14 protein-coding genes are annotated in these 17,389 nt (G+C 50.9%); 9 read left to right on the top strand and 5 right to left on the bottom strand.

From position 1 onward, the window contains the following. Positions 1 to 11: 11 nt before the first annotated feature. The 5 genes from P1U47_RS05965 (at position 12) to P1U47_RS05985 (ending at position 7,378) form a co-directional block, all read left to right on the top strand. Entirely contained in the window at positions 12 to 899 is an 888-nt protein-coding gene (locus tag P1U47_RS05965) for a DUF1295 domain-containing protein (protein ID WP_301027709.1), read from the top strand. Positions 900 to 926: 27 nt separating this feature from the next. After that, positions 927 to 2,486, top strand: a complete 1,560-nt coding sequence (locus P1U47_RS05970) for a cation:proton antiporter family protein (RefSeq protein ID WP_301027710.1) — start codon at positions 927 to 929, stop codon at positions 2,484 to 2,486. 209 nt (positions 2,487 to 2,695) lie between these two features. Next, complete coding sequence (locus tag P1U47_RS05975) at positions 2,696 to 4,774, top strand: hypothetical protein (RefSeq protein WP_301027711.1); 2,079 nt, start codon at positions 2,696 to 2,698, stop codon at positions 4,772 to 4,774. 245 nt (positions 4,775 to 5,019) lie between these two features. Then, a complete protein-coding gene (locus P1U47_RS05980; protein ID WP_301027712.1) occupies positions 5,020 to 6,372 on the top strand; it encodes a DUF2157 domain-containing protein in 1,353 nt (450 codons plus the stop codon). Continuing rightward, entirely contained in the window at positions 6,365 to 7,378 is a 1,014-nt protein-coding gene (locus P1U47_RS05985; protein WP_301027714.1) for a GDYXXLXY domain-containing protein, read from the top strand. Before P1U47_RS05980 ends, P1U47_RS05985 begins: the two co-directional genes overlap by 8 nt. Positions 7,379 to 7,444: 66 nt before the next feature. Here P1U47_RS05985 and P1U47_RS05990 read toward each other — a convergent pair whose 3' ends face one another. Continuing rightward, the gene (locus tag P1U47_RS05990; protein WP_301027715.1) at positions 7,445 to 8,680 is read right to left on the bottom strand and encodes a fatty acid desaturase; all 1,236 of its coding nucleotides are present in this window, start codon (positions 8,678 to 8,680) and stop codon (positions 7,445 to 7,447) included. A gap of 267 nt (positions 8,681 to 8,947) precedes the next feature. Between P1U47_RS05990 and P1U47_RS05995 the strand changes: the two genes are divergently transcribed. From P1U47_RS05995 to P1U47_RS06005, 3 genes are all read left to right on the top strand, one after another. Next, the gene (locus P1U47_RS05995) at positions 8,948 to 11,467 is read left to right on the top strand and encodes a TonB-dependent receptor (RefSeq protein WP_301027717.1); all 2,520 of its coding nucleotides are present in this window, start codon (positions 8,948 to 8,950) and stop codon (positions 11,465 to 11,467) included. Positions 11,468 to 11,534: 67 nt separating this feature from the next. Further along, entirely contained in the window at positions 11,535 to 12,542 is a 1,008-nt protein-coding gene (locus tag P1U47_RS06000; RefSeq protein WP_301027719.1) for a 2-dehydropantoate 2-reductase, read from the top strand. Positions 12,543 to 12,982: 440 nt separating this feature from the next. Continuing rightward, positions 12,983 to 13,414, top strand: coding sequence for a hypothetical protein (locus P1U47_RS06005; protein ID WP_301027720.1), 432 nt, complete (start codon positions 12,983 to 12,985; stop codon positions 13,412 to 13,414). Between the two features lie 224 nt (positions 13,415 to 13,638). On the opposite strand, the gene P1U47_RS06010 is transcribed toward P1U47_RS06005, so the two are convergent. Further along, positions 13,639 to 13,962, bottom strand: a complete 324-nt coding sequence (locus P1U47_RS06010) for an Mpo1-like protein (RefSeq protein ID WP_301027721.1) — start codon at positions 13,960 to 13,962, stop codon at positions 13,639 to 13,641. A gap of 26 nt (positions 13,963 to 13,988) precedes the next feature. Beyond that, positions 13,989 to 14,744, bottom strand: a complete 756-nt coding sequence (locus P1U47_RS06015; RefSeq protein ID WP_301027722.1) for a class II aldolase/adducin family protein — start codon at positions 14,742 to 14,744, stop codon at positions 13,989 to 13,991. A gap of 152 nt (positions 14,745 to 14,896) precedes the next feature. Here P1U47_RS06015 and P1U47_RS06020 point away from each other — a divergent pair, with 152 nt between their 5' ends. Continuing rightward, on the top strand, positions 14,897 to 15,583 hold the full coding sequence (locus P1U47_RS06020) for a Crp/Fnr family transcriptional regulator (protein ID WP_301027723.1): 687 nt from the start codon (positions 14,897 to 14,899) through the stop codon (positions 15,581 to 15,583). A 64-nt stretch (positions 15,584 to 15,647) separates the two neighbouring features. Here the strand turns inward: P1U47_RS06020 and P1U47_RS06025 are convergent, their stop codons facing one another. Further along, positions 15,648 to 16,382, bottom strand: coding sequence for a YdiY family protein (locus P1U47_RS06025; protein ID WP_301027724.1), 735 nt, complete (start codon positions 16,380 to 16,382; stop codon positions 15,648 to 15,650). 34 nt (positions 16,383 to 16,416) lie between these two features. Then, positions 16,417 to 17,241, bottom strand: a complete 825-nt coding sequence (locus P1U47_RS06030; RefSeq protein WP_301027725.1) for a mechanosensitive ion channel domain-containing protein — start codon at positions 17,239 to 17,241, stop codon at positions 16,417 to 16,419. Between the last annotated feature and the right edge of the window lie 148 nt (positions 17,242 to 17,389).

Here is a 17,389-nt window from a genome sequence, read left to right on the forward strand (position 1 = left end):
ACGGGGCGCCCATGAAAAAGTCTGCGCAAACGGCGTTGCTGGCAGTGTTTATGATGCTAGCGGTTGCGGCGCTAATCGCGCTGCTGGCTGGGCAGGGCCTGCCTCGCTACGCCGGTCTGTCGCTAGTGCTGTGGTCATTGTTAATTGCCGTTGCCGTGCAGTGGCTGGTGTTTGTTCACGCATACTATTATCAGACTGAGCAATTTTATGATTTAACCGGCGCTGCTACCAATATTGGGATTGTGGTTTTTGGCTTTAGTCTTAGCGCGGCAACGCCACGCGATTATTTGCTGCTTGCCTGTATTGTTATTTGGGCTCTGCGCTTGGGGGCGTTTCTGTTTTGGCGGGTGCGGGTGGACGGTGGCGATACACGCTTCGCCAGTATCAAACCGGATTTTTATCGCTTTTTACTGACGTGGACTTTGCAGGGCATGTGGATTTTTTTAATCTTGCTTTGCACCTTGTTGGCGATGGCTACCGAAAATCCAAAGCCGCTGGGTCTTATGACCTTGTTTGGCTTTGCCTGCTGGTTGTTGGGTATGGTAGTAGAGTCTATTGCTGATGTGCAAAAGCGGCTGTTTCGGGCCGAACCCAGCAATGCTGGACAATTTATTCACCATGGACTGTGGGCTTGGTCTCGGCATCCCAATTATTTTGGCGAAATACTGCTGTGGTTGGGCATTGCCATTATTGCTTTACCAGTACTGAGCGGCTGGATGTATTTGGGCTTGCTGTCACCGCTATTTGTTATATTGCTGCTAAGCAAGGTCAGCGGTATTCCGTTGTTAGAAGCCAGTGCCGATCAGCGCTGGGGTAATAATGTGCGCTACCAACATTACAAAGCCCAAACCCCGGTACTCATTCCCCGCAGGCCGAAACTGAGAGAGAAAACCGATTGAAATCTATTTTACGGCGAGTAGTTTGCCATGATTGAACCACTGTTAATTGGCCTCGCGTTTATTGCCGGTTTGCTATTTAAGCGCCTTGGTATGCCACCCTTGTTGGGCTATTTGGTGGCGGGATTTTTCGCTGGTGGCTTGCAATTAGGCAATGCCGAAGTGATTCACTCGCTGGCCGAGTTGGGCATTATTCTGCTGCTATTTACTATTGGGCTAAAGCTGAATGTGCGGGAATTATTGGCGCCACAAATTTGGGCCACGGCCACCTTGCACAGCGCGGTGGTAATACCATTGACGGTATTGGTGTTACTAAGTTTACACTGGCTAATCCCCGGCGTAGAGCAAGTTGAAACGCCGGTGGCGTGGATGCTGGCCTTTGCGCTGTCATTTTCGAGTACGGTGTTTGCGGTTAAAATATTTGACGAGCGCGGCGAAGGCGCTGCCCTGCATGCCAAACTCGCAATTGGTATTTTAATTGTTCAAGATATTTTTGCGGTAAGTTATTTGGTGTTCTCAGCGGAACAGGCTCCCTCGCCATGGGCGTTTGCCCTATTGGCCTTGCCACTGCTGCGGCCAGTATTAGTCGCGCTGCTAAAGCATGCTGGGCACGGCGAATTATTAGTGCTGTTTGGAATTGGTACTGCGCTAGGGGCTGCTGCTTTATTTGAGGCTGTGCACCTAGAGGGCGGTTTGGGCGCTTTATTGTTTGGGGTGTTGCTGTCTAAATCTAGCAAAACCGTGGAGCTGTATAAAAGCCTGATTAATTTTAAAGATATTTTTCTCACCGCGTTTTTCTTAAGTATCGGCTATGAGGGCATGCCCAGCGGCGCCATGCTGGTTGTGGCCTTGGCCTTGGCCGGTCTGATCTTTCTGCGGCCACTCATTTATTTTTTACTGCTGCTTTTATTTCGGTTGCGGGCGCGAACCTCGCTCTTAGTTGGCCTGTCACTGTTTAATTACAGTGAATTTGGGTTGATTGTTGCTGCGATGGCGGTTAAGGCGGGCACCTTACCCGCAGAGTGGCTGACAACCTTGGCGGTGGCCATGGCGCTGTCGCTGTTTATTGCGGTGCCCTTTAATACTCATGTTCACAGCCTGTATGCCCGTATTGCCGAGCGTTTGCAAAAACTAGAACGCGGCCAATTACTGGTGCAGGAACGGCCAGTAAATATGGGCGAGGCGGAAATAATAATCTTTGGCATGGGTCGGATTGGCGGCGGCGCTTACGATTATCTCAGCCAGCATTATCCGGAAAAAATTGTTGGGGTTGAGGAAAGTTCGGATAAGGCCGTACAACTAAAATTAGCGGGTATTAACTGTGTGGCGGGAGATGCCAGCGACCGTGACTTTTTAGAGCGGGCGAATCTGCAGCGGCGCAGAATGATATTAGTGAGCCTTAGCAAACACGAAGAAAATATCGAGGTCGTTAAATTACTCAATCAGCTTAATTACCAAGGCAAGATCGCCGTGGTGTCGCGATTCCAAGACGAACACGACGAATTGCTGCGCATGGGCTGTGTCACCTTTAACCTGTACGCCGAGGCCGGCCACGGTTTTGCCGAGCGGGTTTTGGAGGAACTGGGCTAGGGGTATTGCCGCCCCTTAGGGGGCAATTGTTGATCTACGTCACCTTTCTTAAAATATTTCATCTTAACTAAAACCATTCTGCAAAACCGCTCGTAAGGCTGGTTGAATGCGCGGCTTTGCCGCGGTTATTCAATGTCATTAATCGGCGTTGCCGGTTAATTCTACAGTGCACAGGATTTGTGGCTGCCTCCCTGAAAGGTATTTAGCGTATGAATATTTCAAACAATAATTTACATCAGAATTTTTATTCTATGCCACGACGTCGCACTGCGCTTGCCGCGGCAGTGCTCTTTGCGGTGATGGGCCTCGCTGGCTGTGGTGGTGACGATGGCCGTGACGGGAGCGCTGGTGCAATGGGCGTTGCTGGTGCGGACGGCAGCAATGGCGCGAATGGTAGCAACGGTGCAAATGGCAGCGCAGGTATGGATGGTGCGCCAGCCTTTCCGGCAGCCACTATTTTGATTGCGAGTAATGGCGGCGGCGATACCAATGTCCGTGTGCGCAATGAGTCGCTGGGCTTGTTGAATACTTACAGCAGTGGCGGCAACGAAGGTTTGTTGGTGGATAGAGCCGGTCATTTGGTGCAGGCCCAAGACGCTGTGGCGCCGGCGAGTATTATTACCGCGTGTAACGCCATTGCTCGTAAAACCGGCGAGGCGAGTCGCGCGCTGACTGGCGCGAACACTGGCTTGGCCATGCCAAAAGGCGTTGCGAAAATAGCGAGTGCAGGCCTCATAGTGGTTGCCAATGTCGGCGCCAATAATTTGTTGGTGTTCGGCGCTGCGGCGGCGGGCGATCAAGCGCCGTTAGCCACGGTTAGCCTCGGCGCTAATGCATGGGATATAGCTTACGACGACGTGGCCGACCGTTTGTTTGTGGCGCAAACCAATGGGTCGGTCGCGGTTTTTGACCGTTTTTCTATTGACCTAGGAGCGATGGCGCCGCGTATATTCACTTCGGCGACCGCTGGCGCAACAAGTAATTTTCACGGTATTGATTACGACCAAGCGGGAGACCGCTTAGTGGTCAGCGATGTCGGTTCTGCCGCAGATACCAGCGACGGGCGTGTGTATGTGTTTGACCATGCCAGTACTGCCACCGGCAGTGTAACGCCGAGCGTTAGTATTTTTGGTCCGGCCACACTGCTTGGTAATCCTGTCGATTTGCAGTTAGACGGCAGCGATGTGCGCATTGCTGAAAAGTCGAATGATGCGATTTTGGTTTACCGCAATATCTTTGAAAGCGCGGGGGGCGATATTGCCGCAGACGTGGTTTTTGCTACCACCAAACCAGAGTCGATTGCGGTGCTGGCAGCGACAGAGCCAATGGTGGGCGTTACCGATATCACTGATCCAAACACGGCTTACACACTGCTGACTACTAGCAACCCAGCAGGGGGCCCCGCTGGCTTACTCTACCAAACCTCGCGTAATTTGGGTGCGCCTGCGCAAACCTTTAATGTATCTGGCGCGGCAGCGGGTTTAACCGGCATAGAAAATGTGGTGCTCGATCGCAACGGCGATGCCTACATTAGCTTCGATGCGGGTGCAGCGCCGAGTATTGCGGTAATCAGTGCGCTTGATGGCCGTAGTTTAGGGGCCTTTAATGCCTCTCGCGATCGTATTATTTCTGGTGCAGCAACGACCTTGGTAACCCCGAAAGGGGTCGAAATAGCCGATGATTTGGGCTTGATTCTGGTGGCGGATACCGGCGCGAGCGCAATTTTGGTGTTTAGCAGTTGCGCCGCGGGTAATACAGCGCCTTTGGCGACACTGCCAGGTACCGGCACGCCTTGGGATAGCGATTACGATCCGCGCAACGATACTTTATACGTTGCGCAAACCAATGGCAGTGTCGATGCCTACGATAACTTCTCGATTGATCTTGGCGCCAATGGGGTGTCGCGAACAATTACCCTCAGCCCTGCGGCCACAAATTTACACAGTGTTCGCTACGACCAGCGCTCAGATACCTTGATTCTGGCCGACGTAGGATCTGGCGCAGATGCGACTGATGGCGTATTGCTCGCCGTGGAATTTGCATCGAGTGCCAATGGCGCTACGCCGGTGAGCAAAAGCGTGTCAGGGACGCTAACGGGCTTGGGAAACCCTGTTGATATTGCCTTTGACGGAGTTGATTTGTATGTGGCCGAAAAAGCCAATGGCGGCGGTGCAATTCAGGTGTGGCGCAACTTCTTAACCAATACTGCCTTGAGCGGCAGTGTGGCGCCCAGTAGTTCGGTAGCGGCGGTTAACCCCGAGTCTATTGTATTGATGCCTAAGCGCTAACGTTTAAAGTCTGTTGCCGGCACAAATTCTATCTAAGCCCACCGTGTTGCCACTGTGGGCTTTTTTGTTTTAGCCGCCATGCACTTAAAACGCTGAATTTGCACTACTCTGCAATAAATAGTTTAGCCTGTACTTTGCTAGCCCTTTCGGCATGGTTGGCAAATGCCCATAATGGTTTTGCAGGGAACCATTTTGCGGGGTGACGGATCTATCTGTCCGGCAAATTAATGGCTAGCGGGAGCGGTATGGAAAACAACAATCCTTGGTTGCGAGCAGAAATAGCGCAATGGCTCAGGGAAGGCATTATCAATGACGAGCAGGCAAAGGTACTTTATGCCCGCTATCCGGCAGTGGTCGTAGCGCACAGCCGTGGCCGCAGGCTTGGGAGTCACAGTAATAGCAGTAGCGCTGGCGGTGGTCATTGGGGCAAGGTGATTTTTGCGGCGCTTGGCGTCGCTATTTTTGGCATGGGCGTCGTCCTATTATTTGCCTATAACTGGGGCGAGATGCACCGCTATCTCAAACTTGCCGTGATTGGCTTGTCGATTTTACTTGCTCACGGCGTGGGCATGGCGATGTTTCGTGTTGATGGCCCGCGTCGCCGCGTTGGTGAAAGTCTGCATTTGTTGGGTACCTTACTGTTTGGCGCCGGTATTTGGCTGGTAGCACAAATTTATCATTTCGATGCGCATTACCCTGACGGATTTTTACTGTGGTGCCTAGCCGCTATGAGTATGGCCTGGGCGCTGCCCTCGGCGGCGCAGGGCATATTGGCGGCGGTGCTATTACTGTTGTGGAGTGGCTTAGAGACTTTTGAGTTTCAGCAGGCGATGCCCCAAGCGAGCTGGATTTTACTGCTGGGCCTGTTGCCGCTGGCGTGGTGGCAGCGCTCCTCAAGTTTGCTGGCAGTGGTCTTGGTGAGTTTGCCACTGGCGTATATTGTTGGGGTGTGGACTTTTGGTGAGCAGTTTTTAGCGCCGGTATTATTGCTGTTAACCGCCAGTTATTTTGCCTTTGCACGTTTATCAAACTCGCTTGGCAACCCCGCCGCTGAATCGGTGTTTAACGACGTTGGCGTTGTGCTGTGGCTGCTGTTGATTTTTATTGGCACCTTTATTGGGTTGCCTTCGCAAGCGGGAATGTCGGCGGTGCCGGGCTTTGGGCTATTGCAATTACTTTTTCCGCTATTGCTCGCCACTGGCCTTTGGCTGTGGGTGCTGATTAGCGCCAATAGCCGGCCACAAGGTGTAGAAGCGTGGTTAGAAAGTGGCTTAGTGCTCGCCGTGCTGATAGTTGTGGTGGTGCCCGCTATGTTTGGGGCAAATGTGGTGGGTGTCGGCCGGCTGGTATTTAATTTGGTGTTTTTGACCTACAGCTTGCTTTATGTCTACCGCGGCACCGAGCACGGTCGCGGTAAAATTTTGGCGTTGGGCTGCGTCATGATCAGTGTACTGGCCTTGGCAAGATTTACCGATTTGTTTTACAGCTTGTTGGCCCGTTCTAGCGTGTTCCTTATTCTGGGGGGGGTGCTGTTTGTAATTGGCCAGCGCTACGCCAAACAAAATACCCGTCGTATATTGGAGAAACCCCGTGCGTAAAGCCTTAATAATAGCGCTGGTAGTGGGCCAATTTGGGGTGCTTGCCTATATGGCTGGGCAGCGCGAGTGGATTCGTCATCGCGGTGAAAATATTTATTTACGCACTGCGCCGATCGACCCCCGCGATCCAATGCGGGGCGATTATGTGCGGCTCAGCTACGGCATTAATAACGTGGATGTTAGTCATTACCGAGGCCGAAAAGCAGTGTTGGCCTTGTCCCGCGGGGCTGCGGTATATGCGGTGCTAAAAGCGGGGCCGGTAGATGTGTACGATTTGGATTATCTGAGCGATCAGCCACCCGTCTCTGGTCTATTTTTGCGTGGCCACTTGAACAGAGAAGTGACCGCGGGGCAAATCTCGGTGAGCTACGGTATTGAGCAATATTTTGTAGAGCAGGGTAGTGCTCATGCCATCGAGACAAAGCAGGGTGGTTTGGGCGAAATTCAAGTTCCCTTGGAAATGGCGGTGGCGGTGGGCAGCAGTGGTCGCGCTGTACTCACGGGCTTTCGCTGGAGTCGTTTGGGAATCCGTTTAGAACAGATTAATCCCAGTAGTGACACCAGTAATACCCTTAACTGGGATAGCGCCACCATTGCTCAGCGTAGCCCCGTGATTGTGCTGAGTTTGCAGAATGTGTCTGATACCCCGCTAAAAATTGCAGATAACGAGAAACACTGTGGTTTTACTCTGCAATCATTGGGTGATACCGGCCGCAATTTTAGCGCCGCAGATAAGAGCTGTTCACCCTATGTGTTGGTTGAGAACGATATTATTAATCTTGCGCCTGGTGAGGTGTATCGGATCGAGTTAAATATGGGGCAGCCTCGCTGGTACGTATTAGAGCGTGGCGCCAGTGGCTCGTCGGCAATGGTGGTGAGCGCGGCCAGCGAACGGTTTAGGCTGGTGTATCAAACGCCGCTGTTGTTGTCTGGTATGGAAAGTCCCTCGTTATGGCAGGGCAGTTTGGTATCGCCTGCGTTCAGCGTGCGGGGCCGCGTGGATTAAGGCGAGTTTTCTTTAGCTCTTATAAAAGGCGCTTGGGCGCCTTTTATAAGAAAAAATCAGCGCAGTTTAGGCCATTTGTACGCTGAGCATTTGCAGGCGTTTGCGCTGCATTTTTAAAGCGTACTCAAGTTCTTTTAGGCGGGTGCGCAGGGTGGCGTGCTCCCACGCATTATGCAAATTGAGCTGCAATTGCTCTTTTCTGTCGGCAAAGTTTTCTTGCAAGGCATCTTTTTGGGCGCTAAGGGCATCGCGCTTGGTTTCTACCCAGCGCTGGCTAACCGCGTTCCAATCGTTGAGGTGCTCGCAGAACTGTTGATATTCCTGCTCAAGAAATGCACCAAACTGTTTGGCATCGGCACCTTTGCGACCGCGCAGGGCTTGCTCGGCTTTTTTGAACTGCATGGTGAGCACCGCGCGCTGAATTTTAAAGTCGGGTACCTTGCGCAAATCCCATGCTAGGCCCAGCCACGAGGCAGATTTAATTAACCATTTAGTGGGGTCATATTGCCACCAGCGAATGCCGTTGCGGTAGTCATTTTGGAAAATGTGGTGGTAGTTGTGGTAGCCCTCGCCGTAGGTGAGCAAGGCCAAAAGGTCATTGTCGCGGGCGGTGTTTTCATCGGTGTATGGGCGGCGACCCCAGTAGTGGGCCAGCGAGTTGATGAAAAATGTGGTGTGGTGGCTCACAACGAGGCGAAGCACGCCAGCGAGTAAGATATTTTCAAGCATATTGCCGGTGATAAAGCCGAGGATAACGGCTGGGGCAATATTCATGGTTAGCACTAGCGCAAGATAATTGCGGTGCTGCCACATAACGATTTTATCGCGCTGTAGGTCTTTGGCATTGGAGAAGTCTTCACTGCTGGCTTTATAGTCGCGCAGCATCCAGCCGATATGGGAATACCACAAGCCCTTTTTTGCTGAGTAGGGATCGTGGTCGATATCGTCAACGTGGCGGTGGTGGCGACGGTGGCCAGAGGCCCAGACCAAAATACTATTTTGGGTCGCGGCGGCGCCGAATAAGGCAAATAGCAGTTTTAATAGGGGGTGGGCTTTGTAGCTGTTGTGGGCCCACAAACGGTGGTAGCCGGCAGTAATCGACATGCCATTGGCACCTAGCACCACAAAAAATGCTAGCCAGCCGCTCCAGCTAAAACCGTGACTAAAGCCGTACCAAGGTACGCCAATGAGTGCAATTAACAGGGTGCTGGAAAATAAAATACTCTGCATCAACAGCAGTGGCGGCTTTTGCTTGGACATTTGCTCAGATTCCAATAATTCGGATTGGCGCTGTTCAGACATAGGGGGGCGCGGCCTCATGATTAAATAATGGGTGTTAATGTGCGCATTTTATAGAAAGCCCTCCGTCTTTGACAGTGACGACTTGATGACAAGAGTGTATTCATTGCACAGCGTGACGACGTATATGCTTTTTAAGCTTAGATATTCTGTGAGTTCAATTCTATGCGCATTTACCGCGATGCCTAATGGCTGCACCGAAAGCCCAGCCCTATGGTATTGTTAGCGAGTTTTAGCGTATTGGATTGCACAGGGAGTAGGCAGCGTACCATGGTCAGATTGACGGTATCCTCAGAAAAAGACTGTTTTCAGCGGCGTCAGCGTCGCACCACGATTAGCGCTTGTCGGCTGACCTCGCTCTGTATGGTCATTGCTGGCAGCTTAGTCAGCGAGATCAGCCTAGCTGCGGGTTTAAATCGGCTCGAAGAGGTCGTGGTTAGTGCTCGCAAAAAGACCGAATCCCTCCAAGATACCCCTATTTCACTAACGGTGTTTAGCGAGGAGCGCTTAAAGGTTGAAGGCATTAGCGGCTTGGCCGATATCGCCAGTAAAGTACCAGGGTTAACCATTGAGCCCTTTCCGATAAATGGCGGCAGTTTGCGAATTTATATTCGCGGCATTGGTTTGGGCGACATTCAAGTCACCCAAGACACGCCGGTGGCGGTGTATTTGGACGGTGTGTATATCGCAAGGTCGAGTGGCACGGCGATGGATGTGGCGGAGTTGGCGCGCATGGAAATACTGCGCGGCCCGCAGGGTACGCTCTACGGTCGCAATACTACCGGCGGCGCCATCAATTTACTCACCCGACGGCCAAGCACTGAAGCGCTGGTATTTAATCAGAGCGTTGGCGCAGGTAACCGTGCGTTTTTGCGCAGTAAAACCAGTCTCAATTTACCGGTAACCGACAGCTTGGCCGTTAAATTAGCCTATCTCACCGAAAGTCGCGATGGGTTTATGGAGAACACAGGGCCGGGTGGCGACTTTGGCGACCGCGAGGTGCAGGGCCTAAGGTTTGATTTGGGCTGGGATATTAGTGGCAAGCTGCGTTTGGATTACAGTTATGACCGCTCGGAAATGGAATTTTACAATTACATGTTTCAGGCGATTAACCCGCCGGCAGAAGACGGTAATAAAGGCCAAGCCGACGCCATAAAGCGCAGCGCGCAGGCTAGAACCAAGTTTGGCCAACATCGATTCGATTCAATGGCCACCAGCGCGCCACTGGAGGCGTCCAATAGCGAGGTTGAGGGCCATGCTCTGGTTATTCATGCCGATACAGCGCTGGGTGAAATTAAGTATATAGGTGCGTATCGGGAATTATTCGATTCGGCCTATACCGATCTGGGCGGTGGTTTAGGGGCGGAGGCTTTTCGTCTTGATACTCATCGCTACGACGGCGCTGCGGCGCAAATCGCCAACGGTGGGCCAACGCCGGCAGTCAAGCCGACCGTCGAGCATAATCAACAATCTCACGAATTGCAGTTTAGCGGCGAGATAGCTGGCTATGGTCTAGAGTATTTGGTGGGTGCTTATTACTTTGAAGAGCAGGGGATAGAAGACAATGGCCCCTTACACTTGCAATTGTATTCATTGATCGACGGAACCGACGATGTCTATATCGTGAATTTGCTTAGTCAAAAATACGAAGTCGATAATCAAGCTGCGGCCGTATTTGGGCAGCTGCGATGGACGCCACCGATCCTTGACGACGCAATACATATCACCCTAGGTGCGCGCCATTCCAGAGACCGGCGTTACGCCCTGAAAAATCAGCGCGACGAAGTGTATTTTGAATACCACCCAGCAGTGGGTGCCCCGCAAGCATTTTCGCTAACCACTTTGGCAGAAAACCCAGTACTTGGCGCCGTAATTAACCCAGTGCTTAATCAGGCTGGGCTGCCAGGGGATCGGCGTTTTAATAATGTTGCTGGGCAGCGCCACTTCAAAGACGATTCTTTTAGTGGCCTGCTAGAATACGAATTTAACGACGACATAAATGTATATGCCAAGGGCGTCGAAGCTTATAAAAGTGGGGGCTTTAACACCCGCGATCCCCAGTTAGACGGTAAGCAGGGCGCGGCCTCCGACGGTATAGATTACGGCGTTGGTTTTGCCGATGGCTTTGGTGAGGAAAAGGCGTTTAGCATTGAAATTGGCGTGAAGAGTGAATGGCTAAAGGGTCGTTTACGCCTCAATGCTGATGTTTACCAAACCGATTTTGACGATATGCAAATGAACTTTTTACTTAATGGCACAGTCGCCGATACCAAAGTATTGAATGCGGGCCAAGCAAGTATGCGCGGTTTTGAGTTTGATGCCAGTGCCCTGTTGGGTGAGTTTGTGGTGGCGAGCGTGGAATACGCCTATCTTGACGCCGAAATAACCGAAGTAATAGATAGTTTTGGCAATGACGTCACTCATCGTTACGCGTTCTCTGCCGCGCCGGTGAATAGCTATACCGCAGCGCTAGACTGGCTGATCTGGCAGGGCGCCGCCGCTACATTACAATTGAATGTAAATACCAGTTTTATGGACACCAAACTAGGTGGCGGTGATGTGCAAAAGGCCCTGACGCTTATGCCATCTTACCAATTGTGGAACGCCCATCTTAGCTTGGGCCAACTGGCCGTGGCGCGTGGGGAATTGACCGTAGCCCTGTGGGCTAAAAATATGCTGGATAAAGAGTACGAGGTTTACGCAATTGATAATCTGCCGCAGGCCGACCGCGCTGTGGTGTGGGGCGAACCGCGTAGCTTTGGGGTAGAGCTTGCCTACCATTTTGAATAAATGACAAGGGCTAAAATGCTTTTTAATATTGCAAATACATGATGCAAATACACGTGTTGAGGCGCAAATGACCCTGCGAATTGGAATTGTCGGCGCGGGCAGTATTGGCTGCTATATTGGCGCGGCCTTGCAAATGGGTGGCGCCGAAGTCAGTTTTTTGGGCCGTCGCCGCATGGCCAATGAGCTAGCTGAATATGGTTTGCATATTAGCGATTTCCGCGGCATGAAATATTCGCTGCCTGCGTCGGCATTGCGTTTTTATACTGAATTTACCGACTTACCGAAACTAGATTTTATTATTGTTACCGTGAAATCGGGAGATACCGCATCGGTGGCCGAGCAATTAGCCACCGTTATCAGCGATTCGGTAACAATAATCAGCCTTCAAAATGGCGTGGCAAATGCCGCTATGTTACGGCAAGCCATGCCCAGTGCCGTGGTGTTGTCAGGCATGATTGCCTTTAATGTATTACAGCGTGGCGAGGGGCGGTTTCACGCGGGCACCGACGGCGCGGTGATTGTGCAAGCGGCGCAGGGCTTGAATAAAATAAGCGCGGCGCTAGCCGCCAGCGGCACCCCGTTTGAAACGCATCGCGATATGCGTTCGGTGCTGTGGTCTAAATTATTACTAAACTTAAATAACCCAGTTAATGCCTTGTCGAATTTACCCTTGAAAACTGAGCTATCCCAGCGCGCTTATCGGCGTTGCTTGGCTTTATTGCAGACTGAAGCGCTAGCGGCAATTACCGCCGCCGAAATTCCCGTGCAACGCTTAACAGCCGTGCCGACAAGTATGTTGCCCCATGTTTTAAACCTGCCCGATTTTTTGTTCACCCGCTTGGCGCAAGCCATGTTAGCAATGGATCCCTGGGCGCGCTCGTCGATGTGGGAAGATCTCGAGCGTGGACGCAAGACCGAAGTGGAGTGGCTTAACGGCGAGGTGATTGCTTTAGCACGCGAGCACGGCTTAAACGCGCCGGTCAATAATCGTTTGAAAGCCTTGGTACACGCGGCAGAGCAGGGCGGGCGCCGCGATTTCAGCGGCGAGGAATTGCTGGCGTTAATAAGCAACTAATATTGCGTAGTATGATCGCAGTGCCATAGTAATGCGATTTGGCTTGCTAATTACACAGTCTTGGCTGGGTGTTAATTTACTGAGTGATTTATCAAAAATATTTTTTAGAAAACAAGTATAAAATAAAAATTTCTGAAGGCATTAATGCCCGCTATCCGTCCAGTCAATGCTTCAAAATAGAACGACTTTTCTTAAAATGTTTGAATCTATGATTTAAGCCTCATGCCCTATTGCACAGAATATTCTGAGTGTGATCGCTATTGTGTGATCTTTATCCCATTTCTAATGCTGTGAGTTAGCTGCTCAATATGGTTGTGAGTGGCTGGCATCATTGTTGCGTTATATCGCTAAAGCAATGGGTGCTTTGTGTCGTAGTGATTTGATATTTTTGATGAATTAAAATGAAAGTGAAATATTTTGCGTTAGCTGTGGGAATGTCAATGAGCGGAGTAAGTTATTCGCAAGATCTGGTTTCTGGCTTATTAGGCAATACGCTTAGCTTGGGTGGTGGGAGCGGGCTTAATCTATTGGGCTCAGGCTTGCCAACCGCCACCCTGCTAGGAGGTGTTACTCCTGTGGCACTAGATTTAGTCAATAGCGCTCTCCCTATCGTAAACGGGCTGGTAGCGAATGACCTTGTTGGTGGCGGGGTGTTGCCCGTGCTTACTGGGCTTACCAGCACTGTTGGCGGTATGGCGTTGCCGCTTGTTATTGAAACGGCAAACACGGCGGTGCCTATGCTTGATCCAATTGTGGGCTCGGGTGCGCTCAGTGGTGGGATTCCAATTGTTTCTGATCTCGCTGGAGGTTTGCTGCCAGTCGCTATTGATTTACTTAATACCGCAAGCCCAATACTGGGGAATGTCCTTTAGTATTTATGTGCGATACTTTTCCATTTTTTGGTATTAAGAATGGGGGCTTTTAGTATCTCCATTCTTTTATTTTATTTATATGCATATTTGTTAATGTGTCATAGTTGGATTTTTAAGCATCAATTTACACTTGGTTACTAAGGCTTAATGGGAATTTGTTTGATTACACAATGCTTTGTTTACTTTATGGCGCATATAATTTGTACGTAATATCGCTGGGTCAATTAAAAGGGAATGCGGTTTAACAACAGGTCTTTAGCCATTACCCAATCGCCAATAAAACTGTAGAGCGGATGTTTAAAGGTGGCGGGTTTGTTTTTTTCAAAGAAAAAATGTCCAACCCAAGCAAAGCCATAACCTATTATTGGCAGCGACCAGAGTAGCGTCCAATACTGGGTGACCACGGCAGTGAATAGCACGCAAAGAACCAAAATGCTGCCAACTAAATGCAGGCGCCGACAGGTTCTATTGCAGTGTTCTTTTAGATAATACGGATAAAATTCGGCAAAACTTGCGAAGGATGTTTGCGCTTCAGTGTGCTCGTTCATGATGTACCCTCTGTTGAAATGCAAATTTAGTCGGCGTAGCCTGGGTTCTGGCGATCGAGTTTGCGCAGCAGCCCCGGCCACGCGAGCCCGCCAAACAAACCACCGGTCACAATTTTTGCGGCTTCTTTCACGCCCTCAACAATGGCTGGATTAATCGGTGTTAAATCGCGATTACCCGCCAGTGCGCGCACCTGAATCATACAGCTGGCTTCGAAGATGTACATGGCTAAAAAGGCGTCAGCGGGACTAGCGCCAACGGTGAGTAAACCGTGATTACGCAACATCAAAAAAGTATTGTCAGCGAGATTGCTGACCAGCCGCGGCTTTTCGTCTTCGTTGAGGGCTATGCCCTCGTAGTCGTGGTAGCCAAGGCTGGCTAACACCAAGGTCGACTGCTGCGAGAGGGCTAAAACGCCGTCGCGCTGGGCAGATACTGCCACGCCATTTAAGGAATGGGTGTGCATAACACATTGGGCGTCTTCTCGGGCTTGGTGAATGGCGCTGTGAATGGTAAAACCAGCGGGGTTAACGGGGTAGGGAGAGTCGGCTACTTTTTCGCCATTGAGGTCAATTTTCACCAGCGACGACGCGGTGATCTCCTCGAACATCATGCCATAGGGATTGATTAAAAAATGGTGTTCGGGGCCGGGAATACGCGCGGAAATATGGGTGAAGACCAAATCGTCCCAGCCAAACATGGCCACCAGCCGGTAAGCGGCGGCAAGGTCGACCCGCAACTGCCATTCTGATTCCGACACCTGATCTTTGAGTGATACTGTCATATTGCGTGCGTCCTCGTTATTCTATTTGGCAATACATGGGCTGTTGTTAAGCTATAGTCCATTCTGGCGGCAGGGTGCTAGAGAATCTGTCACTTAGGCGACAATGTTACTGATATTGGACACGATAAGGTGCTACGTGAACGGATGGTGTTGTGGTTGATAAGCGGCAGATACTAACGGCCAACCCCTTATTGTCGGGCTTACCCGGCGATGTGGTCGAGCAATTGATGGCAGTGAGCGTGGTGCGCGAGTTGCTAGACAGCGAGCGGCTCTATTCCCAAGGCGATAACGGCGACGGTTTGTTTGGCGTGATTCAAGGGCGTATTCGGCTGAGCAATAGCAGCAAAGAGGGCAAAGAATTATTGGTGATGTTGGTCGAGCCCGGCGATTGGATCGGCGAAATCTCGCTGCTCGATGGTCTACCGCGCAGCCACGATGCCATTGCCGTGGGCGATAGCGCGGCGTTGTTTTTGCCACGCGCAAAATTTGATGCCCTGCTTACGGCGCGGCCGGAACTGTATCAGTTTTTTATTCCCATGCTGTGTCGTAAGCTGCGCTTGGCGCTGAGCTATGTAGAAGGGGCGGCGCTATTTTCGCTAACTGAGCGTTTAGCCCAGCGCATTTTAGAATTACTTAAATTTTACGGCGTAGACGACGGTGGTAAAGGCACACTGATCAATGTGCATTTACCCCAAGAAGACCTCGCGAAAATGCTGGGGGTGTCGCGACAGGCGATTAGTCGGGAATTAAAGCGCTTGGAGACTGATGGTGTTATTGAGTTGGCCTACGGCAAGTTGCGGGTGATGGACCCGCACGCGTTAGAGCGTGCCTTGGTTTAATAAATACGAGATTAAAACAATAACGGCGCCACTAGGGCGCCGTTATTATTACTGCGTAATGGATTTAGAAGTTGTAGACCAAGGTTACGGCTGTTTCGCGGTCCATGTGCACGGTATCGGTGGGCACAGTTTCGTTATAAGTCATGGTATAGCTGAGTTTAAGCCCCAGTCCGCCGACAATTTTAGTTTTTAATGAGGTAATAGATTTGGTGACGGTGTTTTCTTCGCCAGATTCCACCGTGAGCTTTTGCTCGAAGGTCGCGGTCTCAGAAACAGCTGCCGAGAAGTCGGTAGAAAGACGCAAGATGGCTTCGGTAACTTGCCCGTCGCCAGCGGGACTGTCGGTTTCAAATTCGCTAACCCTAAAACCTGGGCCGATTTCGGCGTCCCAGGTCATTTTTGGGGTTTTCAGTAAACGGCGACCGTAACCGCCAGCAACAGTAGCCTGATATACATAGCCACTAAAGCGATCTTTTGTGGCAGAGGCATAGCCAAAGCTGTAATTAAACTCACTAAAATCGTAAGCAAGGCGATTATTGAGCGCGTATTTTTCTGCAGAGCGCACACCTGCCGCTTCGCTGTTTTGCGCCTCGGCGGCAATATCGTAAGTCCACTGGCCACTGACCCGTTTACCATTGGTTTTGCCAATGGCATTGGATTCTTTGCTATTGCCTTCAAGCTGAAAGTAACCAAACTCAACATCGCCTTTCCAGCTTGGTGGATTGGTTTGAGCATAAGCGCTAGTGGCGCCAAAAGCGGCGGCTAAAGCAGCCGCCAAAGTGGTTTTCGTATACGTCATTGTGGTCCTTAATGGTAAGTTAAAGCAGTGCTTATCACGACTCTTTATGGAAATGCACATCCATTTGTGGGTAGGGAATACCGATACCTGCGGCGTCAAAGGCATTTTTAAGGTCTTCTACCAATTTCCAGCGCGTTGGCCAGTAATCGGCAGTGGCTACCCAAGGGCGGCATACTAAGTTCACCGAAGAATCACCCAGCTCAGCGACCGCAATCGTCGGCGCCGGATCTTTGAGTATACGGGCTTCAGCCTCAACCAGTTTTTGTAGGATCTCCTTGGCCTGACGCATATCGGCGTCATAAGAAATTCCCACAATTAAATCGATGCGGCGGCGGGGCATAACGCTGTAGTTGGTAATGGCGTCAGACATTACCTTGGCGTTAGGGATAATAATCCGCTTGAAATCGCCGGTGAGCAGAATGGTAGAAAACAAACTAATGCTCTCAACGCTACCGGAACAACCACCCGCATCAACCCAATCACCTACCTTACAGGGCCGAAACGCGATTAGGAGTACCCCAGCGGCGAAGTTGGCCAGTGAGCCTTGCAAAGCCAAGCCCACCGCCAAACCAGCGGCACCGAGGGCGGCAATAACGGAGGCGGTTTGAATGCCCGCGTGAGCAAGAGCGGGAATTGCGGTTAGCGCAAATAAAATGGAAAAAACCAGTTTGCTAATAAAGCTGGTTAAGGTGGAATCAATACTGCGTTTCCCCATGGCGGTTTTGATAATGCCGGATACAAATTTGGCAATCCAGTAGCCGACCAAGATCATGGCCAGCGCACCGGCAATGCGCAGGCCTATCGACGCAATCTCGGGGCCGTATTGTTCTATAAGTAACTGAATTTCTTTAGAGTCCATAAATCTTCGCCTGATCTCTGATGAATGTGGCCACAATTATAAACATGGACCGGAGTGTTACCACAATGGCGCTGGCACCAAAGCCTAAGGCGTTGCGCAGATACCTTCTCATTTAAGTACTTTTTCTGTTTAAATGATAATGATTATC

The sequence above is a fragment of the Zhongshania sp. genome (genome assembly GCF_029212375.1).
In the GTDB taxonomy this organism is placed as follows: Bacteria; Pseudomonadota; Gammaproteobacteria; order Pseudomonadales; family Spongiibacteraceae; genus Spongiibacter.